This is a genomic window from Kordiimonas aquimaris, from assembly GCF_025574485.1.
Classification (GTDB): Bacteria; Pseudomonadota; Alphaproteobacteria; order Sphingomonadales; family Kordiimonadaceae; genus Kordiimonas; species Kordiimonas aquimaris.
In genome coordinates, this window is the sequence record NZ_JAOBPO010000002.1 from 652487 (window position 1) to 677710 (window position 25224).

Consider the following 25224-nt stretch of genomic DNA (forward strand, 5'->3'; position numbering starts at 1 on the left):
TATGCGCTTGATTGGGCTGGATCCGGGGTTGCAGAAAACCGGCTGGGGCGTTGTAGACGCTGAAGGCAACCGGCTCCGTCATGTTGCGAACGGCGTTGTTGCATCTGATCCGAAGAAAACGCTGGCTGAAAGGCTTGTTCAGCTTCATGACGGCCTGTCTGAAGTGTTAAAAATATGGCAGCCACATTCTTGCGCAGTTGAAGAAACATTCGTTAACAAAAACCCAACTTCCACACTCAAGCTTGGGCAGGCGCGTGGTATCGCGCTTTTGGTGCCGTCGATGGCAGGTATCAGTGTGGCTGAATATACGCCGAACCATGTGAAAAAGTCGGTGGTCGGTGCAGGGCATGCTGCGAAAGAACAAGTTGACGCTATGGTGCAAATATTGTTGCCGGGTGTGGAAATAAATGGGCCTGATGCCGCAGACGCTCTTGCAGTTGCGATTTGTCATGCGCATCATGTGGGAACAGCTGAAAATATCAGAAAGGTTGCCCGTTGATTGCAAAGTTAAAAGGCATACTCGATAGTGCCGGTGAAGACTGGTTGATCATTGACGTAGGCGGTGTTGGTTACATTGCGCATGGTTCATCAAGAACGCTGGGCAGTATGCCGCGTGCGGGTGAAGCTGTTGGTATTCACATTGAAACTGTGGTGCGTGAAGATGCAATAACACTGTATGCTTTTGCCGATATTGAAGAGCGTGACCTGTTTCGCCTGCTTACCAGCGTGCAAGGTGTTGGTGCAAAGGTAGCTCTTGCTATACTTTCTGCGTTGTCGCCAACAGACCTGCAAAATGCAATCGCCGCTCAGGACAAAACCGCAGTGTCACGTGCCAAAGGTGTAGGGCCAAAAGTTGCCACGCGTATTGTGACAGAACTCAAAGACAAAGTAACAGGTTTGATATTCAAACCTAAGGGCGTTCAAGTGTCTCAAGCTGCGGCATCAGACCAAAATATGGGCGGCAATGCTGCGCTTGCGGATGCGGTTTCTGCCCTTGTTAACTTGGGCTACAAGCCGGTTGATGCTCACGGTGCTGTTGCGCGTGCTATGAACGACCTCGGCGAAGATGCCAGCGTTGATGCATTGGTTCCTGCTGCGCTTAAGGAGCTTAGTATCCTATGAACGATGCGTCTGAAAGAGTAGTGCAAGGTGAAGAAGCACTGGGCGATGTTATTGATGGCGGTTTGCGCCCTCAAACACTTAATGAGTTCATCGGACAGCAACAAGCCCGTGAAAACCTACATGTGTTTATTGAAGCAGCGCGGACACGTGGTGAGGCAATGGATCATGTATTGTTCTTTGGTCCGCCTGGTTTAGGCAAAACGACACTTGCGCAGATTGTCGCGCGCGAACTGGGTGTTAATTTCCGCGCAACATCTGGTCCGGTAATTTCAAAAGCCGGCGACCTGGCGGCGATTTTAACTAATTTGCAAGACCGTGATGTACTGTTCATTGATGAAATTCATAGATTGAATCCGGCGGTGGAGGAAATTCTTTACCCGGCAATGGAAGACTTTCAGCTCGATCTCATTATCGGTGAAGGGCCAGCTGCTCGCTCGGTACGTATTGATCTGCCAAAGTTCACATTGGTGGGTGCAACCACGCGTTCGGGCCTGATTACCAAGCCGCTGCGTGACCGTTTTGGTATCCCAACACGACTAGAGTTTTATACCACCGAAGAATTAACAGAAGTAGTGAGGCGCGGCGCACGTTTGCTTGAGTTAAATATGAGCGAAGACGGTGCACGTGAGGTGGCTTCAAGATCGCGGGGAACACCACGGATTGCCGGACGTTTGCTGAGGCGTGTGCGTGATTTTGCACTTGTTGCAGAACGAGATACGGTTGATGCAGTGGCGGCTGACGCAGCATTGACGCGCCTACAGGTTGATAATTTAGGCCTTGATACGATGGATCGGCGGTATTTGATGTGTATCGGTGATACCTACACAGGCGGTCCTGTTGGTATTGAAACATTGGCTGCCGCGCTATCAGAGCCACGTGACGCTATTGAAGATATAATTGAGCCATACCTGATGCAGGTTGGGCTCGTGCAGCGCACTCCGCGCGGCCGGATGCTCTCTCCTGATGGCTGGAAGCATATCAACCTAACGCCGCCTCCATCTCAGGGTGTTGATGGGCAGATGAATTTGCTTGGGGGTAATAAATGATTGGTAATCTCAGCGAAGGCGTTTGGAAAAATGGCATTTTTCATTTTCCGATGCGTGTTTATTACGAAGACACGGACGTTGGTGGCATGATGTATCATGCGCGTTATGTCAGTTTTTTTGAACGCGTACGTACAGAAAGCATTCGCGGTAGCGCCGCGGACGTGGACACGCTTTTTGAGTTAACCGAGGTTGAAGGTGGGCCGTTAACTTACGTAGTGAGTAAGTTAAACCTATCATACCATCGTCAGGCAAAAATCGGTGATGTGCTTGTTGGTCATAGTATGGTCACAAAAGTACGCGCAGCTGCCATTGAAGTAAAACAGTGGATTACATGCAATGATGCTTTGGTAACTGAAGCTGAAGTTCTGGTCGCTGTTATTGGAAATGATGGACGTCCGCGTCGCTGGACACCCGCTGCTAAAGCGTGCTGGCAAGAATGGCATGCGGCTGCTAGCGCATCAACGTAAGGTTTTGAGGAGATAAACATGCAGGACCAGTCGGTTAACGAAGTTGTGACACAAGCTGTGCAGTCTGCAGAACTTGGTGGCAATGCGCCGGATTTTTCGCTCATCGGCATGTTTGCGCAGGCTGAGTTTATTGTTCAACTTGTTATGATTATGTTGATTGCGGCAAGTATTTGGGGGTGGTCGATTATTTTTAATACGTGGCAACGTGTTAAGGATGCGCGCGCTAAGGCAGATGAATTTGAAGACACTTTTTGGTCGGGCAGCTCACTGGATGAATTATATAATTCGATCAAACATGCTCCAGACCACCCGCTTGCAGCCGTTTTTGTTGCGGCTATGCGTGAATGGCAACGTAGTCTTGGCTCGATAGGTTCACGTTTCGATAAGGGCACAGCGCAAGACCGGATCAATAAAGTGATGCATGTAACCACAACCCGCGAGATGGACCGTCTTGAAGGGCAGGTTGGTTACTTGGCAACCATCGGTTCTGCCTCGCCTTTTGTAGGCCTCTTTGGGACGGTTTGGGGGATCATGAATAGTTTTACAGCTATCGCGGTAGCGTCTGATACATCGCTTGCAACTGTCGCACCCGGCATTGCAGAAGCATTGCTTGCAACGGCTCTTGGTCTGGTTGCTGCGATCCCTTCGGTGATCGCTTACAATAAATTGTCTACCGACTTAGGGCGCTACGCGGGCCGAGTTGAAGGTTTTTCGGATGAATTTGCTGCCATCCTGTCGCGCCAACTTGATGAGCGAGATAGCTAATGGGTGCTTCTGTAACAGGTGGTGGAGGTCGTGGTTCTGGTGGCAGGCGCAACAAGTATCGCCCAATGGCAGAAATTAATGTTACGCCGTTTGTTGATGTCATGTTGGTGTTGTTGATTGTATTTATGGTGGCCGCACCGCTGTTGACGGCTGGTGTGCAGGTGGATTTGCCAAAAGCGCAAGCAAGGCCACTACCGCAAGATTCGAAACCGCTTGAAGTGACGATTGATCAAAATGGTGCCATATTTCTTGCGGACACTGCAATTCGCATAGAAGAGTTGGTGCCTCGGCTCACTGCTATTGCGGGTAATAGTCGTGATACGCGCATTTATGTGCGCGGAGATACAAAGCTTGATTATGGTCAGGTAATGCAAGTGATTGGTGTGATTAATGGTGCTGGTTTTACCCGTGTTGCACTTATTGCTGAACAACGATAACCACAAATAAGATAGCACAGATAAAGGTGAAGCTAGGAGTGAAACTGGGAACGGAACAATCTGGATGGATGATGTCTTCGGCGCTGCATATAGGTGTTGTTGTCATTGCTGTTGTTGGATTGCCTAATTTTTCTCGACCACGCCCGGCGCCGCCGCCGCCAATTGCTATTGAATTCGTGAAAATCGCCGAAGAAACACGTGTTGTTGCACCGAAAGCTGAAGAAGAACAACAGCAGACAGAAGTTAAACCGCAACCGACGTTTGCCGCGGCAGAGCCGACCGCTAGCGCGCCAGCAGATGCTGTACCGTTACCTGACAAGGCTCCACCCAAAAAGGTGACACCTGCACCGAAGCCAAAACCTAAACCGCAAGTGTCACAAAATACGCAGCTAGCAAACAGGATTGTTCCAAGGGCTAAACCACGCCCACCTTCGCGGTTACGTAATGTTTCTGCATTGATTGATCGCGCCATCAAGGAAGAACGTGAAAAAGCACCTGAGGCCGACAAGAAAAAAGAAGAAACAAAAAAAACTGAAGCGCCCGAAAAGAAACCGGATTTGCTGCGTTCTTTACGCGGCACTGTAGCGACAGCATCTTTGATGGATGCCTTAAGGCGGAAGGTTGAGGAAAATTGGTCTTTTCCCGGCGGAGCCAAGGGTATCGACACAATGCAGGTTACTATTCGTATTCATATACGGCCTGATGGATCTTTCTCACGTGCACCTGAGTTCTTAAATGCCGGCAATTTGAATGATCCGGATCGCGCGTTCTTTCGCATTTTTGCTGAAAGTGCTCGCCGGGCAGTGTTGTTGAGTGAACCGTTTAGTGAAGCAGCGCAGCACTTAGATGCGAGCCAAAAATATATAGATTTTAATTTCAACGGTGCTGAGTTTGCCGGTGGCTAATGTGAGGATACATAATCGATGACTGCGTCTTTATTACTGAAAAGACTGACTTATGTGCTTGCGGCTTGTTTAGTGATAACACTGCAAGCAACTGCACAATTGAAGGTGGATGTGAGCAGAGGGCGTGTGGACCCAGTGCCAATTGCTATTCCTGATTTTGTGCCAGTTCAAAATGTAGAGACATCGGCTGGTAACTTATCAGATATCGGTGCCAGTATATCTCAAGTAGTAACGAGCAACCTCGTTTCAACAGGTCTTTTTCGGGCGATTGATCAAAGTGCCTTCATCGAGAAGCTAACAGCAGCCCCTACAAGGCCTCGTTTCGCAGCATGGCGACCATTAGCTGCGCAAGCGCTGGTTGCCGGACGCATTGAATTGTTACCAAATGGAAACCTGCGCGTTGAATTCAGGTTGTGGGATATTGTTGGCGAACTTCAAATGGAAGGCGTTGGCTATAATACGCCAGCGTCAAATTGGCGTCGTATAGCGCATGTTATTTCTGATCGTATTTATTCCAGACTTACTGGCGAAGATGGCTATTTTGATACCCGGATTGTTTATATCGCTGAACAAGGTGAACCTTTGAACCGTACTAAACGCCTTGCAATCATGGATCAAGACGGTGCTAACCAGCAGTTTCTGACTGATGGTAGTTTTTTGGTGTTAACACCCCGGTTTAGCCCTAATCGTCAAGAAATAACATTCCTGAGCTATTTCGATAATAAACCACGCGTGTATTTGTTTAATATTCTGTCTAACCGTTTTGAAGTGCTGGGTGATTTCCCCAATATGACGTTTGCGCCGCGCTTTTCACCGGATGGTAATTTTGTTGTTATGACACTGGCTGAGGACGGTAACTCAGACATTTACGTTATGGATCTTCGCACGCGTGAAGTGCGCCGGTTAACGGATGACCCTGGTATTGATACATCACCGTCATATTCACCGGACGGCACGAAAATTGTGTTCAACTCCGACCGTGGTGGGTCGCAACAAATATATGTCATGAACGCTGATGGTAGTGACGTACACCGTATATCTTTTGGACGAGGGCGTTATGCAACACCAGTGTGGTCACCGCGGGGTGACTTGATTGCGTTCACAAAAATTGGTGACCGCAAGTTCCGTATTGGTGTGATGCGCACAGATGGTAAAGGTGAACGGCTGTTAACAGATGCTTATCAAGATGAAGGGCCAACATGGTCGCCGAATGGTCGTGTATTGATGTTCTTCCGTACTCCGCCATATGATGCGCAAGGTCGTGGCGGCAAGCCATCGCTCTGGTCTGTTGATTTGACAGGGTATAACGAGCGGCAGGTGCCCACGCCCTATGATGCCTCAGACCCTGCTTGGTCACCACCACTGCCGGTGACTAGCAGGTAATGCCATCTTTTGATGAGACAGTTGCTGCACAAGTGAGAATGCTTGAGGCAGGACAAGTGCTTGAGGCATTAGATCATTTCTTTGCTGATTATGGTGTGATGTATTCAAACGGTGCAATTTTCGGCGAAGGTATCGCCGCCTGCCGCGATAAGCAGAAGCCATTCATTACATCTGCCAAGAATGTGCAGGGTGTCATCACGGATTTATATATAGATAAACACAGTGAATTTTGCGTTTTTCGCAACCAGACCACTTATCTGGATGGGGACGACGAGCAGCAGAAAATTGACGGTATACATGTTCAGATGTGGACACAGGGAAAGGTTGCCATCGAATGGTATTATTCAGGGGAACCAATGGAAGGTATGATCGCACGAGGTATCCTGACTGACCCCGCTCATATTCTTGAGCTTACCGGCTAAGCTACACCAAATTTAACCTCTATGATCATTATACTGTAATGACTTGCCTGATCAGATTGCATGTAGAATACTCGCTTTGATGTACCTGCGTTCATGGGGGAGTGCATTGTGCAAGAAATAAATTCGGTCAAAAGGGGATGTTCGAATGTTCAATATAAAAAGTTCTGTCGTTGTTTTGTCTATGATGCTTTGGGGGTGCGGGCAAGTCGAAGAACAAACCCTGCCGAAATATGAGGCAGAGGTTACATATACCGAATACGGCATTCCTCATATCGTTGCAGAAAATAACGGCAGCTTGGGCTTTGGTGAAGGGTATGTCGCAGCATCGGATCATCTATGTAACATCAGTCATATCATTATACGCGCAAACGGCGAGCTTTCACGGTATTTAGGTGTAGGAGAAGGTAATCAAAATTTTATTTCTGATTACGCTGTGCGCGGATTGGGGATGTTAGAACGTTATACGTCTGGATATGAGAAGCAATCTATTGCGCTGAAAGAAACAATGGAAGGCTACGCAAGTGGGTTTAATAAATACCTTTCAGAATATCAGGGCACAGAGAATAAGGATCATTGGTGCGATGGTGCAGATTGGGTTAAACCTGTAACAGCATTAGATGTTTTTGCTCGTGCACGTTATATTAGTGAAACTCTTCCTCGTTTAGGCCGTGCGTTGTACGCATCTAAGCCACCTTCGATCGATACTCAAACGGGCTCGCTTGATGACACCATATTGAAGGCATCAATAGATGCTCTTGGTTCAGGTGGTTTTGGCTCGAATGCTTGGGCAATTGGCGCTGATCACAGTGAAACAGGCGGTGGTATGTTGCTTGCCAATCCGCATTATCCGTGGTTTGGGTCTAATCGTTTCTGGGAGAAACATCTCACTATTCCGGGTGAGGTTGATATGTACGGCGTTACCTTACTTGGTATGCCTGGTGTGGCTATTGGGTTTAACAAAGATATCGCGTGGTCTCATACGGTTTCAAATAGCCAGCGCGTTGTAGTTTACCAGCTTACATTAAGCCCGGATGACCCCATGAGTTATATTTATGAGGGTGAGGTAAAGCCTTTAGAAAAGAATGAGTTTAGCGTTCCTGTGAAAGGCGAAGACGGTCAAATTCAGGATCAAAGTGCGACTATGTATTTCTCGCATCACGGACCTGTTGTAACGCTTCCAGGTATGGAGTGGAGCGATGCTGTCGCTTTTGCCATGCGTGACGCCAACCGTGATAATGACTACACGATTGCGCAGTGGAACGATATGGGCCGAGCCAACAGTATGGATGCCTTTAAGGCCGCGCATGAAAAATGGAATGCTATTCCTTGGATTAATACTATTGCGACTAGCCGGGACGGTCAGGCCGTTTACTTGGATAATTCCACAGTTGGAAATTTATCTGATACGGCAATTGAAAATTGGAAGAATGCTTACAATGCTGGTGGTGCAGTAAAGCAGGCGTATGACCGTTCAAGATTAACTGTTCTGGATGGTAGTAGTCAGGAAAATGACTTTGTTGTTGGTAATGCACCATTGCCAGGAACAGTTCCCTTTAATGAAAGACCGCAAATCACACGTAGCGATTATGTGTTTAATTCTAACGATAGTTACTGGCTTTCTTCCCCGCGGGAACCAATGACAGGGCACTCACCGCTATACGGCGCTGTTGAGACCGAGCGGAGCCTAAGAACTCGAATGAATATACTTCATCTGGAAGATGAGAATGCTAAGGGTGAAGACGGCAAATGGTCTGTGGCTGAAATACAGGAAACGATACTGTCAAATCAAAGCCTCTCTGCGTCACTGTTGTTGCCACATGTAATTGCAATTTGCATCGAAAACGAAATGGCTATCGATCAGTCAGCTTGTGAGGTTTTGAAATCGTATGATGGTCATTTGAACACTGATAGCGTTGGTAGTGTTCTGTTCCGTGAATGGTTGTTTGCTTATCGTATGCATACCGGTAAGGCAGGTAAGCCTATGTTTGCGGAAGGTTTCTCAAAAGATTTCCCTGTTGAAACGCCGAACGGTTTGAATGACCCTGCATTAGCTCTTGCTGCTTTAGAAACAGCTTTAAGTGTTCTTAGTGAAGCGTCCGTTAATCCAGATGTTGCATTAGGCGGCGTTCAAGTTGCGGTGCGCGGTGAAGAAACCATTCCTATGCATGGTGGATTTAGCCTTGAGGGTGTTGCTAATTTAATTGATCAACGCCCTAACGATACAATAGGCCCGTTTCCAACAAGCAGTCGCTATGAGACACGTAGTGGCCTCTCTGACAAGGGCTATCTGGTTTCTGGTGGCACCAGTTTTATTATGACGCTTGCATACGGTGACGATGGTCCAGAGGCTGAAGCTTTTCTGACTTACGGTCAATCAGGTACGCCGAACAATGAACATTACAGCGACCAAACCAAGTTATTTTCCGAGAAAAAATGGCGCAAGATTCGTTTTACGTCAGCAGATGTGGAAGCTAATAAAGTTCGTAAGTTTACAGTGTCTGGCGAATAGCATTCGTTATTTTAGGTTCATTGATAGGCGTGTGAATATTATGGAAATGGTCGCACGCCTATAATCGTTTCATGGAAATGAGTGAATGCACCATACGCAACCAACGCAATTATTATTGTAATGACATCTTTGATGACTGGTTGTTTTTCAGGTTTTATCCACATGCCATCGCGCCTGTTAGCAGCAATAATTGCGATTATTGACCAAAGTGCAAATCCGCCGAACAAGAGAACAGAGCGCGCTTCTCCATTTGAAAACAAATGCCCAACGGCCCAAAGCAATATGCCGGTCATCTGAGGGTGACGAATGGCACGTTTGATATTTGTTGGTGCATTGCTGGCAAAAAACAACAAGAAACCAATAAGCACCAAGAGCGGAGTTACATGAAACCCCCAGGACGGATTCGCGTATACAAACCCGGGGTCTGTGCCTCGCCAGCCGAATATAATGGCTGCCATGCTCAAGGCGACAGCAAGTGCAAAAATGCCCCTATAGCCTAATTTCCCGAGTTTCCCGATGAGGTTATTGCGAAATTCAATCGCAAAGTAGGGAATGAGGTGTAATCCAATGAAAGCAATAATACCGATGATAAGGAGTGTCATAATTCAATCCCGCATAGTGTGTATAATTGCCTTCAGCCTACATGATTATTTATCACTCTGCCATACACAGATGTGTCGCACTGTATGAGCAGAATTGTTTATTTCGATGTTGGCAAGACTATTGTCTATTGCGTGCTTTGCAGAGGAGGCACGGCAAAAGTGTCATCTGCTCGGCAGAGAAACCAAGGGTTGAGGAACGTTTTTAAGTCCTTGGCGTATGTAAGCGGTGTGCCGTCAATGTTTTCAACGGTTCCGCCTGCGGCCAACAATACACCGTGTGCCGCAGCAGTATCCCACTCGCAAGTGGGTCCAAGGCGGGGATACAGGTCTGCCTCGCCTGTTGCTAGCAGGCACAGTTTCAAACTGGATCCGATAGAGACATGCTCAGCTTTTGGAAAATGGGCAAGCCATGTTTCAAGTTCTGGTGACCTGTGGGATTTGCTGGCAACAATGACTAGGTTGTTCTGGTCTGCAGGTCGTGCTTGAATTTCACGCTGGTTTGTTATTTTGCCGTCAATGACATCTGCCATTAAGGCTCCAATACCGGCAATGCCCCAATACATTTTCTGCATGGCTGGTGCATACACAAACCCGGCGATTGGCGTGCCGTGGTCAATCAATCCAATATTAACTGTGAAATCCGTACCTTTTTTGACAAACTCTTTGGTACCATCTAGCGGGTCAACCAGCCAGAAAATGCCACCAGAGATGTCAGGGCAGTGACCGTCTGATTTAGCTTCTTCACCAACAATGGGAATGTCTGGCGCTATGCGCTTCAGCGCATCTTCAATAACTTTCTCGCCTTGCCGATCTGCTTCGGTAACAGGTGACTGATCTGCTTTGCCGTATACTTCAAAGTCAGTATTGAAGACGTCCATTACGACATTGCCTGCATGCAGCATTGTATTCAGGAGGTCATTTTCAAGATTTTTAAGGCCAAAAGGTGTAATATCTGTCGTCACTGTGAAAGAAACTTTCGATTTGTTACAAATTCGCACACTGTTAAACATAAAATTAGTTGCCAGGGTAGTTATATCTCGTGAAAATGAGAAAGTTATTTCGGGGGGATGAAATGTCGAAGTTGGATTTTGCTGCATTATTGTGTTCTAGATTGTGCCATGATTTGGTCAGTCCTGTAGGCGCTATTAACAATGGCCTTGAGTTATTGAGCGGTGAAGAAGATCCAAATATGCGCGAAGCTGTGTTTGACTTAATTGAAAAGTCCACACTTCAAACTAGTAATAAATTACAATTCTTCAGACTAGCATTTGGTGCTGCAGGTGGGTTTTCTGCACATCTCGATACACGTGAGGCCGAGAAATCCTTAAGAGCATTTCTTGCTGGCAGCAAAGTGGACCTTGACTGGAACGTTACTGTGGCAGAGCTGTCTAAAGGCGCTGTTAAGTTGCTTCTTAATTTATCCCTGGTTGGTGCTGAGGCATTGATTCGTGGCGGAGAGCTGAGCGTTTCATTTATTGCAGAAGGTGAAGACTCGCTCTCACTGCGTATGGAAGCTAGCGGCGAGCGTGTTATTCTGCCTGACGTTGTGCATGCTGCTGTTGAAGGTGATATCGAAGAGGCATCGCTTGAACCGCGTGCAGCGCCAGCATACCTGGCATATGCTGTTGCACAAGAACTTGGTGGTTCTATTGAAGTGGCGCTTGCGGCAGATACACAGTTAATTGTTACGTCAACAATTCGATCCTCAGTATAGATCTCAATATTATAAATAAATCATTGAGTCCGCAGTATTTTGCGCTTTGTTGAAAGAAGTGTGAAAGTTTTACGCGTTCTTAACTCTTTTTGGCGAAACTTCGTCTTGAATTGATGAATGATCATCAAAAATATCAAGATTGAATGGCGGTCTCGCCGGGAAGTGGATATGGACGATCTCTTAAATGAATTCCTGACAGAAACAGGTGAAGCGATTGATGTGGTTGATGTTGAGCTGGTGAAGCTTGAGCAGGACCCCAACAATAAAGAGGTTTTGGATAATATTTTCCGACTAGTGCACACTATCAAAGGGACATGTGGTTTCCTTGGTTTGCCTCGACTCGAATCTGTAGCCCATGCATCCGAAAATGTTTTGGGTAAATTCCGTGATGGCGAATTACAGGTATCTGAAGGCGCGGTTACAGTTATTCTCGAAAGCCTTGACCGTATTAAGGAAATTCTTTCTGGACTTGAAGCCACGGAAGAAGAGCCTGAAGGCGATGATAGTGAATTGATTGGCCGCCTAGATGTTATCGCCGAAGGCGGTGCTGCAGAAGCGGAGACTGCTGAAGATGAGCCTGATACCGTTGACGGTGAAATTATTGATCCAACCCTTGGTCGTTCACTAAAAGCTGGTGAAGTCTCTCTTGAAGAACTTGAGGCAGCGTTTGCCAATGCACCAGGGCCGGAAGAAGCAGCGAGCGAAACACCGGCTGCTGACAATAGCGGTCAAAATCTATTTGAGCGTGTTGGCGGCGAAGACACGATAGCTGTTGCTGCACACCTCATCAGCCAACGTCTCGGCAATGAAGACGGCCTTTCAAAGTTTTTTGACGCTGCTCAGCAAGATCAACGCAAAGCGCAGTTCACTGGCCTAATGATGGCGCTGTTTAAAGACAATATAGATGCCGCTGATAATGTTGGACGTCAACTTGTTACGGTTAGTGGTTTTGGTGAAGCCCAGTTCGATGCCATGCTTAAGCTTGTCAAAGAAATTCTGGTTGAGTGTCAGGTTGATTCTGACGTTGCAGATGAAGCGATAATGATATTTGAGCTAGTACGCGAAGCTGTGATCAATGCTTCTAAAGAAGTTGCGAAGCCAAAAGTTAATAAGGCTGGACGCTCTGCTGCTAGCAATGAGCCGAGCGGTGCTGCAAAAGAAACGCGGCGTACTAATCAATCAATTCGCGTAAGCGTAGACTTGCTTGAAGACTTGATGAATATGGTTTCAGAGTTGGTACTAACACGAAATCAGCTACTGCAAATTACGCGCAACATAGATAATTCTGAACTAGGTGTACCGCTTCAACGCCTTAGCCAATGTACGACTGAGCTGCAAGAAAATGTCATGAAAACGCGTATGCAGCCCATAGGGAATGCATGGGCAAAGCTTCCCCGTATTGTGCGTGACTTAACCGTCGAGCTGGACAAGAAAATTGAACTTGAGATGATTGGCGCCGACACAGAGCTTGATCGTCAAGTGCTTGAATTGATTAAAGACCCACTTACCCACATGGTTCGTAATTCTGCTGATCATGGTATTGAAACGCCAGCAGAACGCATTGCGGCAGGTAAACCTGAGCATGGTACTATTGAGTTGAATGCCTTCCATGAAGGTGGTCATATCATTATTGAAATCAAAGATGATGGACGCGGTATTTCGGCAGACAAACTTAGCGGTAAAATCCTCGAAAAAGGATTAGCTTCAGAGGGCGAGCTCGCGGATATGTCTGAGGCGCAGATTCAGAAATTCATTTTCCATCCCGGGTTCTCGACCGCTGAAACCGTAACCAGTGTTTCTGGTCGTGGTGTCGGTATGGATGTTGTGCGCTCCAATATCGAAAAAATTGGTGGCACCATTGATATGGTTTCTACTGTTGGTAAGGGCAGTAATTTTGCCATTAAAATCCCACTTACGCTCGCGATTGTGGCAGGCCTGATCGTTAAGGCCAATGAAGAACGTTATGCCATTCCACAGATTAGCGTGCTTGAGCTGGTGCGGGCAGCAAGCAAAGAAAATGCTGGCGAAAATGATCATAAGATTGAGATGATCAAAGACACACCCGTTTTGCGTTTGCGTAATCGCTTGTTGCCGCTGGTTTATCTTAATGAAGTGCTTGGTTTCAATACGCGAGAAGAAATTGATGCACGTGAGAATGCAGATGATTTCATTATCGTTTCGCAAGTAGGGGCATTTACTTTCGGTATTGTTGTTGATCAAGTCTTCGATACTGAAGAAATTGTTGTTAAGCCGGTCGCACCCATCCTCAAAAGCCTCGATATTTATTCGGGTAACACCATCCTCGGTGATGGCAGTGTGATTATGATTCTTGATCCGAACGGCATAGCAAGCCTTGCTAACTCTGGCGTGACTGATAACGCCACAGAAGATGAAGCTGAGAAGGAACATGTGCGTCGTTCTACTGTGAATGAAAAAGAGAGCATGTTGGTATTCCGTGCCGGACAAGAACATCAGCGTGCTGTGCCATTGTCTTTGGTAGCCAGACTTGAGGAAATTGACGTTTCAAATGTTGAGAAATCAGATGGTCGTTTGATGGTTCAATACCGCGGCGCATTGATGCCACTTGTTTTGGCTGACAAAGAAATGACGCTTCGTACTGATGGCCGACAGCCGGTTCTCGTGTTTACTGATCGTCAGTTTACAATGGGCCTCGCTGTTGATGAGATTCTTGATATCGTTGAAGAGCAGCTTGATATTAAATTAGCTTCTGACCGGCCAGGAGCTGTTGGTTCTGCAATTATCAACGGCAAGGCATCAGAAGTTATTGATGTTACACACTATCTTGCGCTGGCTTTCCCTGATTGGTTGGGCAGCAAAGATACAAGCGATGAAACAGGCTTCAAGACTGATGCCGAAAGAATTCTTGTCGTTGATGATAGTGACTTCTTCCGTAATATGTTGCGTCCAATCCTTACAGTTGCGGGCTATCAAGTAACGACTGTGAATAGTGCCGCTGCAGCGTTGCATCTGATGGAAGAAGGTGAGATGTTTGATCTCATTATCTCTGATGTGGAAATGCCGGACATGAATGGGTTTGAGTTTGCTGAAACAATTCGCGACGGTTCTCGTTGGGAAAATGTGCAGCTTGTTGCTTTGTCTTCTTTGTCTAGTGAACGTGATATCAATCGCGGTTTTGAAGCTGGTTTCGACGATTATGTAGCCAAGTTTGATAAACAGACTTTACTGCGCAGTTTAGCTCAGCAATTTAAAATTGAAGGAGACGCAGCATGAATGATCTTGTGGTGCGCAATAACACAACTGAAATGGCCGTTGTTGGAAAACAAGATTTCGTAACTGTTATGTTGGATGGTCAGATATTGGGTATTCCTGTTCTTGCCGTGCATGATGTTTTGAACGCGCAACAAATTACCAAAATTCCTAAGGCGCAAGACTGGGTTGCTGGTGTACTGAACTTGCGTGGGCGCATTGTTACTGCGATTGACCTGCGCCGCCGCCTTGGTCTGCCGCCAAATGAGGAAGGCGAGAAAAGCATGTCTGTTGTTGTTGAGCACAATGAAGAACCATACAGTCTACAGATTGATAAAGTTGGTGAAGTTCTTTCGCTTGAAGATCAACTTTTCGAGAAAAACCCTGTAACACTTGACCCTCGCTGGCGTGAGGTAAGTAATGGGATATACCGCTTGAAGGATCAGCTTCTACCGATTCTGGATGTTGACCGTTTATTGGCTTTTGAAAGCAATAATAAAGCTGCTTAAATAATAGACTTTAAACCCTCAACAATTCATGTGCGGGTGGGAGATACAAGTAATGAAATTATGCCTGGTGGTTGATGATTCGAAGGTAATCCGAAAGGTCGCGCGGCGGATCCTGGAAGAACTTCGTTTTGACATTGAAGAAGCTGCTGATGGCCAAGAAGCTTTAGACGCGTGTGATCGTAACATGCCTGACGTTGTGCTCTTGGATTGGAATATGCCTGTAATGGATGGGCTGGAGTTTCTGAAAGCTGTTCGTGCCAAGGAAGGTGTGGAGCAGCCCATTGTTGTGTTCTGTACAACGGAAAATGATATGTCTCATATTCGTACAGCCATAGAAGCAGGCGCAAATGAGTACATCATGAAGCCATTTGACCGCGAGATTATTGAGGCAAAGTTCTCTCAAGTCGGCCTTATCTAATTTAGGAAATGCTTTGTGAGCTCTGCTATTTCACATTCAAATAAAACAACGCAAACTGATGGTCCATACCGTGTGATGGTAGTGGACGATAGTGCGATTATTAGAGGCTTTCTTTGTAGGTACCTTTCGGAGGATCCTAACATTGATGTTGTAACTACTGCTAATAATGGCTCAGTAGCTTTGCGGCAGCTTGATTTGCATGATGTAGAAGTCGTGGTTCTGGATATCGAGATGCCAGTGATGGACGGCCTCACCGCATTGCCGAAGATGATGGATAAGAAGCCTGACCTCCAAGTGGTAATGGCCTCTACATTAACACGTAAAAATGCAGAAGTTAGCTTGCGTTCATTGCAAATGGGTGCGGTTGACTATGTACCGAAGCCTGAGACTGCGCGCTCTGTTAATGCGAATATTGATTTCCGCCGTGAGCTGGTTGAAAAGGTAAAAGCATGGGCATCGCGTCGGCGAACCAAAATAAATCGGGCTAGCCCAGCTTTAGCGGGTTCGGTTATATCCGGCTCGACGCCTGCACCGCGTGACGGGTTTGTAAAGCCTTCAAGACCTCAAGCTCCAACGGGCTTTGTTTCTGCCGCTCGCCCGAGGCCCGCGCCTGTAATATCTTCCGTTCGAGCCGCCACAGCTACAAACATAAATTCAGATGCTGCCAATGATACCAAGCTTTCTCTACGAAAGGGTTCTTTGCGGCGTCCTAAAATATTACTTATTGGTTCTTCAACGGGTGGTCCGCAAGCACTGATGAAGTTTTTCGCTGGATTTTCAAAGCGCCCTGATGTGCCGATTTTGATAACACAACATATGCCTGCAACTTTTACTGCGATCTTGGCGGATCATTTGAAACAGGCAACGGGGTGGGATGCTGAAGAAGCAAAAGATTCTACCGCGCTAATGCCAGGCCATATTTATGTGGCACCAGGTGGTAAGCATATGGAAATCGTTGAAGAAAACGGAAAAATAATTACCAGGTTGACAGACGATCCTCCTGAGAATTTCTGCAAACCTGCGGTTGATCCGATGTTTAGGAGCGCCGCGCGTATATACAAAGATCAGATATTAGCGGTGATGTTAACGGGTATGGGCCATGACGGTCTTAAGGGGTCGAGAGAAATTACAAAAGAAGGAGCCACGCTTTTGGCGCAAGACGAAGAAACCAGTGTGGTTTGGGGCATGCCAGGTGCCGTTGCGACAGCGGGTTTATGTACAGAAATATTGCCGATTACAGAACTTGGTGCTGCGGCAAGTAAACGGCTTCAGGGAGCAATGATGTGAAGACCCAAGATTTTGACTTCCTAGCTGGATTATTAAAAGAACGTTCAGGCCTTATGTTGACAGCAGACAAAGTGTATCTGTTGGAAAGTCGATTAACACCGCTTGCGCGAAAGCGCGGTCTGGATACGCTGGATGCGCTTATTCAAAAGCTTCGCATTAGCCGGGATGATGTCTTGATTAAAGACGTTACGGAAGCGATGACGACTAACGAGTCCTTTTTCTTCCGTGATAATACACCGTTTGATTTGTTTAAAAATCATGTTTTGCCGGCAATGGAAAAGGCCCGTGGGCCAAAAAGACGATTGCGCATTTGGTGTGCAGCCGCATCAACGGGACAAGAGCCTTATTCGCTTGCTATTTTGCTGCGGGAGAACTGGGCGAAGTGGCAAGGTTGGAACATCGAAATTATTGGCACTGATATTTGTACGCAGGTACTCGAGAAAGCTAAAGCCGGTGTATATAGCCAGTTTGAAGTACAGCGCGGTTTGCCTATTCAGATGCTCATTAAATATTTCACGCAGGACGGTGATGTTTGGCGTCTAAATGACGAAATTCGCAATATGGTTACGTATCGACCTTTCAATTTGCTGAGTAATTTTATCGGCATGGGGTCTTTTGACGTGATCTATTGCAGAAATGTGCTGATTTATTTTGACCAAGCCACCAAGAAAGATGTGCTTGAGCGTATGCACGGCACGCTTGCTGCAGATGGTACTCTGTTTTTAGGTGCTGCCGAGACTGTGTTGGGCATTACGGACAAATTACGCCCCGTGCGTGGTCAACGCGGCATGTATGTTTCATCAAGCGGTAATGCAGAGGAATTGATGGGACTTGGTAGTTAGGTATTTCCGTGCATAGCGATAATAAAAAAGAGCGGTAATTTACCGCTCTTTTTGCTAGTTTTACTGAGTGTTCAACGTGGTTTTAAGCTAAGGTTTGTTAGCTGGCTACTTTTTGGCCCATACTGTCATCCGGACTTTGTAGGACATAACCACGACCCCAAACGGTTTCAATGTAATTATCGCCGTCAGATGCTGTTGCAAGCTTCTTGCGTAGTTTACATATAAATACGTCAATAATCTTCAACTCAGGCTCATCAATACCGCCGTAAAGGTGGTTCAAAAACATCTCTTTGGTAAGTGTGCTGCCTTTGCGGAGCGACAGCAGTTCAAGCATGGCGTATTCTTTGCCTGTCAGGTGCACACGTTGACCATCAACTTCAACGGTTTTGGTGTCAAGATTAACAGCAAGTCTACCAGTCGTAATGATTGATTGTGAATGACCTTTTGAGCGGCGAACGATTGCATGAATGCGGGCAACCAGTTCTTCCTTATGGAAAGGTTTGGTCAAATAATCATCTGCACCAAAACCAAGGCCTTTAACTTTGTTTTCCATCTCATTGAGACCAGAAAGTATAAGGATTGGTGTGTTGACTTTCGCCGTGCGAAGTTTTTTCAGCACATCATAGCCATGCATATCTGGCAGGTTTAAATCCAAAAGGATGATGTCATAATCATATAGCTTCCCCAGATCCAGGCCTTCTTCACCCAGGTCAGTGCAATATGTATTAAACCCTTCCGATGTCAGCATCAGTTCGATGCTTCGACTGATCGTTGGGTCATCTTCAATTAGAAGAACGCGCATTGTTGGTCCTCGTATCTTTGTATCGTTAAACTGTAAAATATTACAGAATTCGGCCTTCCACAGGCTGCGAATCGCATCAATATTCCCCCCAAGCATTATTATTATGCTTAACAAAAGTTAACGAAGGTTAACGAAAACATCAAAAAAAATAAAATAATCTTAAAAATAGACGCAAAGAAGCTCGTTTGGCTTTTACTTATAGTTAACGGGATCAGCTTAAAATCAATTTGACGCATGGGTAATTGTTAGCGTCGCATGATCAGGGGTAGTTGGTGCAAAGCCTTATTAGAGAGATTGAGAGGATCCAAACGGAAAGCCGTTATGGACGTGTAACGGGTGTTCGTGGTTTGCTCGTGGAGCTGGCCGGCATTGGGCAATATATCTCGGTTGGTTCACGCCTTGAGGTGGAAACACGGGACCGCAGAAGTGTTCCGATAGAAATTATAGGCTTTCGTGAACAAACCGCACTTGCCATGCCTTTCGGTGCTGTTGAAGGTATTGGTGTAGGGTGCAGGGCGGTACTTAAACAATCAGAACCAGTTATATTTCCCTCAAATGCTTGGCTTGGCCGCGTTGTTAATGCATTTGGTGAACCAATTGATGGCAAAGGGCCAATTGGTGATGGACCCCAACCATGTCTGTTGCGCTCGCCGCCACCTGCCGCTCACAGCCGTCAGCGTGTAGGCGAGAAAGTGGACTTAGGCGTACGTGCGCTCAATTCGTTTGTCACATGTTGCCGCGGCCAACGTATGGGTATCTTTTCTGGCTCAGGAGTTGGTAAGTCAGTTCTTTTGTCCATGATCGCACGGCATTCTGAATCAGATATCAGCGTTATTGGCCTCATCGGAGAAAGAGGGCGGGAGGTTCAGGAATTTATAGAGGATGATTTGGGCCCGGATGGATTGGCACGCTCTGTCGTCGTGGTTGCAACATCTGACGAGTCAGCACTTATGCGCCGACAAGCTGCCTACTTGACGCTTACACTATCGGAATATTTCCGTGACACAGGCGCAGAAGTTATGTGCCTGATGGATAGCGTCACGCGGTTTGCGATGGCGCAGCGTGAAATTGGCCTTGCCGGCGGTGAACCACCGACCAGTAAAGGCTATACACCAACAGTGTTTACGGAGTTGCCCAAATTGCTTGAGCGTGCTGGTCCTGGGCCGCGCGGTGTTGGCAATATTACAGGGCTCTTTACCGTTCTTGTTGAAGGCGATGACCACAACGAACCTGTGGCGGATGCGGTGCGCGGTATTCTGGACGGTCATATTGTGATGGAAAGATCAATTGCGGAACGTGGCCGTTATCCTGCGATTAATGTACTTAAGTCTATTTCGCGCACGATGCCACGTTGTAATGACGATAGAGAAAATCTGCTCGTGCGTGAAGCAAAGCGCTTTATGTCAACGTATGCTGATATGGAAGAAATGATCCGTCTGGGGGCTTACCGCATGGGTAGCAACCCAGATGTTGATGCTGCTATTCAATATAACCCGCATTTGGAAGAGTATTTAGGGCAATGGAAAGATGATCCGACGTCAATGCATGAGGGCTATGAACGTTTGCAAAGTATTCTACAAGCAGGACCTGCCGCCGCTGTGCTTGATCAATACCTGAAACAAGAGGCAAATTGAATGCTACCCATTGAACAGGCAGTTAGGACATTCTCCCTATGACTAAGCTGGACGGCATTATCCGTTTGAAGAAGTGGGAGCTAGATGAAGAAAGACGTGCTCTTGCAGGCTTGCTGGATGAACGGAAGCGCGTGGAAGATTCAATTGAATTTTTGGAGCAGGAAATGCTTCAGCAAAAACAACTCCGAGAAAGTGAAATTGCTTCAGTAACACTTGGCGCTTACATAGAAGGTGCGCGCAAGAAAAAAGCGTGGCTTTTGGAGGCTATGCGCTTGAAGGATGAGGAAATCACTGAGAAGCAAGATATTGTTTCGCAAGCATTTCGTGAATTGAAAACATATGAAATTGCTGACGAAAATCAAAAAAATCGGACACGGGAAGCTTTAGAGAAAAAAGAGCAGAAAGAGCTCGATGAACAAGCACTGCGTGCCTATGAAAAAACGATGAGCGAGAACGTATTTTAACGTTAGCTAATATTTATACGCAAGGCATGCAAGCCGGCGATAGTGGAGAAGACTGTGACAATACAACAAGATATGATGAATGCGTTCACGCTTGAACAGTTGCAGGAATTTGACCGCCAGCATCATGTGCATCCATTTACTGACCCTGAAACACTGAAGCAAGCACCGCCATTTCTCATTGATTCAGCGGAAGGCTGTTATGTTAGTGGCCAAAATATCAAATTGCTTGATGCAATGGCAGGGCTTGGTTGTGTCAATATTGGGTATGGCCGTAAAGAGCTTGCTGAAGTCGCTTCTCATGTGATGAACAAACTCTCCTACTACCACAGTTTCTCTGCTGTTTCGAACCCATATGCTGCAGCACTCTCAGCCAAGATTGCTGATATTGCTCCTGAAGGTATGAATAAGATTTTCATTTCCAATTCGGGTTCTGAGGCAGTGGAAACCGCACTGAAACTTGTATCGTTATATTGGCAGCGCAAAGGGCAACCTAACCGGCAGACAATAATAACGCGAGATTATGCCTATCACGGCAGTACAATTGCTACCGCTGCGCTGAACGGTAACAAAGAAATGGGCTCACAGTTTGGGTATGGTAGCAATGATCATATTGTCCATGCCAAGGCGCCTTATTGGTACCGCGAGGGCGGTGACATGAGCCCCGATGAGTTTGGCGTTGCTGCTGCGCAGTCTGTCGAGCAGTGCATACTGGATGCTGGCCCAGAAAATGTGGCGGCTTTCATTGGTGAACCAGTTCAAGGCACTATGGGTATTATTGTGCCACCTCAGTCATATTGGCCAGAGGTTGAGCGCATTTGTCGCAAATATGATGTTCTTATAATTGCTGATGAAGTAGTCAGTGGATTTGGTCGTACTGGCAAATGGTTTGGGCAGGAAGCATTTGGCTTTACTGCTGACATTATGACGCTCGCCAAAGGTCTGTCGTCGTCTTATGTGCCCGTATCAGCCACGGTTGTTTCAGATGATGTTGCCTCGATTATTGAAGACGGCTCCGGCCTGTTACAACATGGCTTTACCACATCAGGGCATCCAGTGACATGTGCGGTGGCGCTTAAGAATCTCCAACTTATCGAGCATGAAGGTATGGTAGAGGCTATCGCGGTGGAGAAAGGTCCGTATTTAGCGGATCGATTAAATGTTGCCCTTGGTGACCACCCACTTGTTGGTGAAATTCGCACAAGTGGCCTTATGGTCGGTATCGAGCTTACTAAAAACAAGGCAACGCGGGAGCAGTACCCTCTTGAGCTAGGTATATGTAATCACGTAAGTCAAAGCGCCTTGATGCGTGGTTTGATCGTGCGCGCTACAGGTAATGTTGTTGTACTTTGTCCGCCGTTTGTAATCTCCAACGCAGAAATCGACTTTGTTGCTAGCATTCTTCTTGAAGCATGTAACGAGGTTTACGCCGCTATTCAGCAAGTGTAAGGTAACGAAAATTACGCAGCTTTATTAGATGCATTTGTGGTCGTTTTTGTTGCTTTCAAGCGAACCATCAAGCCATTGCCTATCATGATTAAGGCTAATCCGACCACCGCGGTTAAATCCCATGTAAATCCTTCATAAAATGTAGAAATGGTTAGTGCAACAAGCGGGGTCATAACTGCAATGTAGCCTGCACGTGCAACGCCAATTTTACTAATGAGCCATAAGTAAAGCGTGAAGGCGACTACTGTGCCAAACGATGCCAAGTATATGAGAGCGATGACATAAGGTGGGTTTGCATCAAACAATATAGGCTCGCCTGACACTATTGCGATCATCAGGTTAAAGGCGCTGCTATATAGAAGGGCGAGCGCGGTAAAAGGTAAAACGTCAAAGCTCTTGGCAGTGTCTGAAGCTGGTATGGTGTTGCCGATAGAAGCCGTTAACGTAGCAAGTAGGCACAAGCCAAGGCCCAAGGCTGTCTCGTCACTTAGAGAGAAACTTGTCATTTCATGACTAAAGATAAGCGCCAAGCCGATAACACCAATTAAAGCAGCAAGTAAAACAGGCAGCTGTATCGGCGCTTTCAAGAACAAGCGGGAAGTGAATATGTTCATGAGTGACAATGTAGAAAAAGCCACAGCAACCAAGCCGGATGTCAAATACTCGGTTCCAGCGTAAACAAAGAGATAATTAAGACCAAATAACAGCGCACCGGTTCCCAGCGCGGCAACATGTCCTTTTGCGTCAAATCTTATCGAGTATCCTTTGATCAGGCACCAGCCAATTAGTAAAACGGCTGCCAGACCAAACCGGTAAAACAATGACCATTCTTTTGCCACAACACCCAGCTGAAATTCAATTCCATACCATGTTGAGCCCCAAATGAGCACGCAGGCAGCGAAGGCAACAAATACAGCCATCTAGATTATCCGATCTATGAGGTGTGAGACTAGTAAGTTGCTGTGCACATTCGTTAGATGATGCCTTAAGTGCAAGCACTTTTTTCTTCTGAGGTGTTTCAGAAAAATTAACCTACTAATTGTTTCTCGATGATGTCTTGGGCGTCTATGTCGAATGGGTATTGTTCTTCAAAAGAAAGCGCACCTGTATATCCGTTTACGGCAACCGATACGTCAAACATCTTTCTTAATTCATTTTGAAGAGCCGCATCAAAACTAGTTTTACTGCGTACTGTAAGATCAAATTGCTTCTGTTTTATCTGTCCATCTAGTTGAATGTCGCCAAGTACAGAGAACTGCACTTGCAAAACAAAACGTTTATTATCGTCTTGTTCGTTGTTTTCGCCGCTTGATGTTTGATTCTTATCGTCTGGGTTAAGTTCCGCATGTTGTTGGACTAATAAAGCTGCCAAAGGAACATCAGTACTTCGCGTATCAACAGGTATCATAATAGCGCGCCATTCACCTGACCGGTCGTTGGCCATGTTGCCCATTTGTCTGATATCTGAAGTAAGTTGTTTTAACAGTGCGGGCGTTGTTGTTTGAAGTGTATTTTCGACTTGTCGGCCAATCCATGCATTTGCTCCAGACCGTCCGGCAGCCGCCAGTAAAAACAGTAAACTGTTTGTCAGTTTACCACCACCTTGTGCCGTTTTCTCCTGCAAGGCAGTTATCGCTGCGGGATTGTTGCTTGCTGCGATAGCAACAGCTGCTTCTTGCAGAGCAGGCCAATTTGTTAATATGCCGGTAGATGCCGCTGATGTTTGTTGCGCATCGATGCGAGTTGAAACCTCAGGTGTTGATGTTGTGGGCAATTGAGTGCTGGCTGATGCCTGCAAAGTGGCCTCGCTTGGCCAGCGAATTTCAATTGTATCGCCAACAGCAGGGCGTTGACTTGACGGGATCGTCAATGAAACATCTCCGGCAGTTGTTAACAAACGGATATCTGTCTTGGGGCCATCTGGGCTCAGGAACGCAGCTTGTGTTTGAACTGTATTAATTGTTGCGGTTTGCACAGTATTTGCCTGAGAAGAAGTGTTCTCGGGTTTCACAAAGGATACGGACACTTTCTGTGGATATGAACCATCCTCAGATGAAATCAATAACGCAGAAAAAGTGGGCGGCACATGTGAAACTGTGTTGGCGGCAACGGTGGTTGCTGAAGATGCTGTGGCCGTTTTTTGAAGCGCCACATCAAGCCTAACTATCTCACCGGTAAGTTTGGTAACCTGATCACTGGGTGCGATATATGTGCCGCGATCGGTCTCTACAACAGAAAGTGCAGCCGAATTATCAAAAGCAGTGAGAAGGTTGCCACCGGTTCCCAATAAAACAGCATGTGCTGCAGATAGAGGTGATACTTGTGAAACTGTCGCTATTTTTGCAGGTGAGACCTGACTAATGGCAGGGTCCAGTACCTGAATAATAGCCTGTGCTCCGTCAGATGATATTGCTGCGATAGCGGGTCCAATACCTGGACCTGTAGCCGCTTGCGGGTTTGTCGCCGAGCTTATTTGACTGGGTGTTCTGTCACGCTGTAATGGCTCTGTAACGTCATTTGTCTGCCCACTTTGTTGGGCATTCAGCAGGTTTGCTGAGCTGGTGGGGTGTAAATTTTTTTCGGCAGGTACGTTGAGACCTGACTGTGTCGAGCTTGATGTCAGTGCATTTTCATTTAGCAATAATGAACGTGTTTCAGGAATGATGGTTTCGGTTCTAACGGGGCTGGAAAGTGGTGCGCGATATGGATGATTGGTCGGCGTTTCCAACGGTTTGGTTGCATTCTGTTGTTGAGATTGTTGCGGGATGTGAATCTCAGTAATTATTAATGCTAGCTGTGTAGGCGGCGTAACTACATAGTTATTACGCTGTGTAAGGTCTGCTGTAATCGTTTTACCAGTTTCGGTAATCTTAAGTACGACTGTATCATCTGGCTGCAAGCCTGCGTCAGGGCGCAGCGCAAAAGTCGCAGTTTCGGTTACGATAACTGGCCTGCCTTCAGCATCAATGGCGTTTACTGTTTCACGCAGTTCTTGACCAATTCGTACTTGAGCTGCTGACGCAGATATGGAAACCGCTGGATCTCTGGATCGTGGTACTGCATTTTCTTTAGAGCTCGTGTCTGTTTGTTGCCGATTTTGTGTATTACCTGCATTATTCGGGTCTTTGGCAACTTGTGACGTTTTGCCCGAACTTTGCACAGAACGATCGATTGTTTTAGGGGCAGGGGGGCCGGTTACATCACTCAAAGCGGCCTCCTTTC

General features: G+C 46.6%; 24 protein-coding genes. 19 read left to right on the top strand and 5 right to left on the bottom strand.

Annotated features, from left to right (window positions below):
* The first annotated feature begins 1 nt into the window (after nucleotide 1).
* The 10 genes from ruvC (at nucleotide 2) to OEU88_RS08850 (ending at nucleotide 9056) form a co-directional block, all read left to right on the top strand.
* The gene (gene ruvC / locus OEU88_RS08805; RefSeq protein WP_262694786.1) at nucleotides 2-499 is read left to right on the top strand and encodes a crossover junction endodeoxyribonuclease RuvC; all 498 of its coding nucleotides are present in this window, start codon (nucleotides 2-4) and stop codon (nucleotides 497-499) included.
* Nucleotides 496-1122, top strand: coding sequence for a Holliday junction branch migration protein RuvA (gene ruvA, locus OEU88_RS08810; protein ID WP_262694787.1), 627 nt, complete (start codon nucleotides 496-498; stop codon nucleotides 1120-1122). Before ruvC ends, ruvA begins: the two co-directional genes overlap by 4 nt.
* Nucleotides 1119-2168 (top strand): Holliday junction branch migration DNA helicase RuvB, encoded by a 1050-nt coding sequence (gene ruvB, locus OEU88_RS08815; protein ID WP_262694788.1) that lies wholly within the window; start codon nucleotides 1119-1121, stop codon nucleotides 2166-2168. Before ruvA ends, ruvB begins: the two co-directional genes overlap by 4 nt.
* On the top strand, nucleotides 2165-2635 hold the full coding sequence (locus OEU88_RS08820) for a YbgC/FadM family acyl-CoA thioesterase (RefSeq protein WP_262694789.1): 471 nt from the start codon (nucleotides 2165-2167) through the stop codon (nucleotides 2633-2635). Before ruvB ends, OEU88_RS08820 begins: the two co-directional genes overlap by 4 nt.
* A gap of 18 nt (nucleotides 2636-2653) precedes the next feature.
* A complete protein-coding gene (gene tolQ, locus OEU88_RS08825; RefSeq protein WP_262694790.1) occupies nucleotides 2654-3400 on the top strand; it encodes a protein TolQ in 747 nt (248 codons plus the stop codon).
* Nucleotides 3400-3837 (top strand): protein TolR, encoded by a 438-nt coding sequence (gene tolR / locus OEU88_RS08830; RefSeq protein WP_262694791.1) that lies wholly within the window; start codon nucleotides 3400-3402, stop codon nucleotides 3835-3837. The genes tolQ and tolR overlap by 1 nt, the downstream gene beginning before the upstream one ends.
* A 38-nt stretch (nucleotides 3838-3875) precedes the next feature.
* A complete protein-coding gene (locus OEU88_RS08835; RefSeq protein WP_262694792.1) occupies nucleotides 3876-4742 on the top strand; it encodes a TonB C-terminal domain-containing protein in 867 nt (288 codons plus the stop codon).
* Nucleotides 4743-4760: 18 nt separating this feature from the next.
* Nucleotides 4761-6125 carry a Tol-Pal system beta propeller repeat protein TolB gene (gene tolB, locus OEU88_RS08840; protein ID WP_262694793.1) on the top strand — a complete coding sequence of 455 codons (1365 nt, stop codon included), beginning with the start codon at nucleotides 4761-4763 and terminating at the stop codon, nucleotides 6123-6125.
* Entirely contained in the window at nucleotides 6125-6547 is a 423-nt protein-coding gene (locus OEU88_RS08845; protein WP_262694794.1) for a hypothetical protein, read from the top strand. The genes tolB and OEU88_RS08845 overlap by 1 nt, the downstream gene beginning before the upstream one ends.
* Before the next feature lie 145 nt (nucleotides 6548-6692).
* Nucleotides 6693-9056: a penicillin acylase family protein gene (locus tag OEU88_RS08850; RefSeq protein ID WP_262694795.1), complete on the top strand. Its 2364-nt coding sequence runs from the start codon at nucleotides 6693-6695 to the stop codon at nucleotides 9054-9056.
* A 38-nt stretch (nucleotides 9057-9094) separates the two neighbouring features.
* Here the strand turns inward: OEU88_RS08850 and OEU88_RS08855 are convergent, their stop codons facing one another.
* Together OEU88_RS08855 and cysQ are read right to left on the bottom strand one after the other, a co-directional pair.
* Nucleotides 9095-9658, bottom strand: coding sequence for an NnrU family protein (locus OEU88_RS08855; RefSeq protein WP_262694796.1), 564 nt, complete (start codon nucleotides 9656-9658; stop codon nucleotides 9095-9097).
* A gap of 125 nt (nucleotides 9659-9783) precedes the next feature.
* Complete coding sequence (gene cysQ / locus OEU88_RS08860; RefSeq protein ID WP_262694797.1) at nucleotides 9784-10620, bottom strand: 3'(2'),5'-bisphosphate nucleotidase CysQ; 837 nt, start codon at nucleotides 10618-10620, stop codon at nucleotides 9784-9786.
* 110 nt (nucleotides 10621-10730) lie between these two features.
* On the opposite strand from cysQ, the gene OEU88_RS08865 reads away from it, so the two are divergent.
* From OEU88_RS08865 to OEU88_RS08890, 6 genes are all read left to right on the top strand, one after another.
* Nucleotides 10731-11372 carry a histidine phosphotransferase family protein gene (locus OEU88_RS08865; protein WP_262694798.1) on the top strand — a complete coding sequence of 214 codons (642 nt, stop codon included), beginning with the start codon at nucleotides 10731-10733 and terminating at the stop codon, nucleotides 11370-11372.
* Between the two features lie 168 nt (nucleotides 11373-11540).
* Nucleotides 11541-14624: a chemotaxis protein CheW gene (locus OEU88_RS08870; RefSeq protein WP_262694799.1), complete on the top strand. Its 3084-nt coding sequence runs from the start codon at nucleotides 11541-11543 to the stop codon at nucleotides 14622-14624.
* Entirely contained in the window at nucleotides 14621-15109 is a 489-nt protein-coding gene (locus OEU88_RS08875) for a chemotaxis protein CheW (RefSeq protein WP_262694800.1), read from the top strand. Before OEU88_RS08870 ends, OEU88_RS08875 begins: the two co-directional genes overlap by 4 nt.
* A gap of 52 nt (nucleotides 15110-15161) precedes the next feature.
* A complete protein-coding gene (locus tag OEU88_RS08880) occupies nucleotides 15162-15527 on the top strand; it encodes a response regulator (protein ID WP_262694801.1) in 366 nt (121 codons plus the stop codon).
* Between the two features lie 15 nt (nucleotides 15528-15542).
* Nucleotides 15543-16814, top strand: coding sequence for a protein-glutamate methylesterase/protein-glutamine glutaminase (locus OEU88_RS08885; protein WP_262694802.1), 1272 nt, complete (start codon nucleotides 15543-15545; stop codon nucleotides 16812-16814).
* Entirely contained in the window at nucleotides 16811-17656 is an 846-nt protein-coding gene (locus OEU88_RS08890) for a CheR family methyltransferase (RefSeq protein WP_262694803.1), read from the top strand. Before OEU88_RS08885 ends, OEU88_RS08890 begins: the two co-directional genes overlap by 4 nt.
* A gap of 97 nt (nucleotides 17657-17753) precedes the next feature.
* Here the strand turns inward: OEU88_RS08890 and ctrA are convergent, their stop codons facing one another.
* Nucleotides 17754-18458 carry a response regulator transcription factor CtrA gene (ctrA, locus tag OEU88_RS08895; protein WP_262694804.1) on the bottom strand — a complete coding sequence of 235 codons (705 nt, stop codon included), beginning with the start codon at nucleotides 18456-18458 and terminating at the stop codon, nucleotides 17754-17756.
* A gap of 272 nt (nucleotides 18459-18730) precedes the next feature.
* Here ctrA and fliI point away from each other — a divergent pair, with 272 nt between their 5' ends.
* From fliI to OEU88_RS08910, 3 genes are read left to right on the top strand one after another with little or no spacing between them, the layout of a single operon-like run.
* On the top strand, nucleotides 18731-20092 hold the full coding sequence (gene fliI / locus OEU88_RS08900; RefSeq protein ID WP_262694805.1) for a flagellar protein export ATPase FliI: 1362 nt from the start codon (nucleotides 18731-18733) through the stop codon (nucleotides 20090-20092).
* A gap of 38 nt (nucleotides 20093-20130) precedes the next feature.
* A complete protein-coding gene (locus OEU88_RS08905) occupies nucleotides 20131-20556 on the top strand; it encodes a flagellar export protein FliJ (protein WP_262694806.1) in 426 nt (141 codons plus the stop codon).
* 54 nt (nucleotides 20557-20610) lie between these two features.
* A complete protein-coding gene (locus OEU88_RS08910; RefSeq protein WP_262694807.1) occupies nucleotides 20611-22002 on the top strand; it encodes an aminotransferase in 1392 nt (463 codons plus the stop codon).
* An 11-nt stretch (nucleotides 22003-22013) separates the two neighbouring features.
* Here OEU88_RS08910 and OEU88_RS08915 read toward each other — a convergent pair whose 3' ends face one another.
* Nucleotides 22014-22922: a DMT family transporter gene (locus OEU88_RS08915; RefSeq protein ID WP_262694808.1), complete on the bottom strand. Its 909-nt coding sequence runs from the start codon at nucleotides 22920-22922 to the stop codon at nucleotides 22014-22016.
* A 107-nt stretch (nucleotides 22923-23029) separates the two neighbouring features.
* Complete coding sequence (locus OEU88_RS08920; protein ID WP_262694809.1) at nucleotides 23030-25210, bottom strand: hypothetical protein; 2181 nt, start codon at nucleotides 25208-25210, stop codon at nucleotides 23030-23032.
* Nucleotides 25211-25224: the final 14 nt, after the last annotated feature.

What these genes read in the sequence shown, in the direction of transcription:
- ruvC (WP_262694786.1), top strand. Translation starts at nt 2, where the DNA reads ATGCGCTTGATTGGGCTGGATCCGGGGTTGCAGAAAACCGGCTGGGGC.
- ruvB (WP_262694788.1), top strand. Translation starts at nt 1,119, where the DNA reads ATGAACGATGCGTCTGAAAGAGTAGTGCAAGGTGAAGAAGCACTGGGC.
- OEU88_RS08820 (WP_262694789.1), top strand. Translation starts at nt 2,165, where the DNA reads ATGATTGGTAATCTCAGCGAAGGCGTTTGGAAAAATGGCATTTTTCAT.
- tolQ (WP_262694790.1), top strand. Translation starts at nt 2,654, where the DNA reads ATGCAGGACCAGTCGGTTAACGAAGTTGTGACACAAGCTGTGCAGTCT.
- tolR (WP_262694791.1), top strand. Translation starts at nt 3,400, where the DNA reads ATGGGTGCTTCTGTAACAGGTGGTGGAGGTCGTGGTTCTGGTGGCAGG.
- tolB (WP_262694793.1), top strand. Translation starts at nt 4,761, where the DNA reads ATGACTGCGTCTTTATTACTGAAAAGACTGACTTATGTGCTTGCGGCT.
- OEU88_RS08845 (WP_262694794.1), top strand. Translation starts at nt 6,125, where the DNA reads ATGCCATCTTTTGATGAGACAGTTGCTGCACAAGTGAGAATGCTTGAG.
- OEU88_RS08850 (WP_262694795.1), top strand. Translation starts at nt 6,693, where the DNA reads ATGTTCAATATAAAAAGTTCTGTCGTTGTTTTGTCTATGATGCTTTGG.
- OEU88_RS08855 (WP_262694796.1), bottom strand. Translation starts at nt 9,658, where the DNA reads ATGACACTCCTTATCATCGGTATTATTGCTTTCATTGGATTACACCTC.
- OEU88_RS08865 (WP_262694798.1), top strand. Translation starts at nt 10,731, where the DNA reads ATGTCGAAGTTGGATTTTGCTGCATTATTGTGTTCTAGATTGTGCCAT.
- OEU88_RS08870 (WP_262694799.1), top strand. Translation starts at nt 11,541, where the DNA reads ATGGACGATCTCTTAAATGAATTCCTGACAGAAACAGGTGAAGCGATT.
- OEU88_RS08875 (WP_262694800.1), top strand. Translation starts at nt 14,621, where the DNA reads ATGAATGATCTTGTGGTGCGCAATAACACAACTGAAATGGCCGTTGTT.
- OEU88_RS08880 (WP_262694801.1), top strand. Translation starts at nt 15,162, where the DNA reads ATGAAATTATGCCTGGTGGTTGATGATTCGAAGGTAATCCGAAAGGTC.
- ctrA (WP_262694804.1), bottom strand. Translation starts at nt 18,458, where the DNA reads ATGCGCGTTCTTCTAATTGAAGATGACCCAACGATCAGTCGAAGCATC.
- OEU88_RS08905 (WP_262694806.1), top strand. Translation starts at nt 20,131, where the DNA reads ATGACTAAGCTGGACGGCATTATCCGTTTGAAGAAGTGGGAGCTAGAT.
- OEU88_RS08915 (WP_262694808.1), bottom strand. Translation starts at nt 22,922, where the DNA reads ATGGCTGTATTTGTTGCCTTCGCTGCCTGCGTGCTCATTTGGGGCTCA.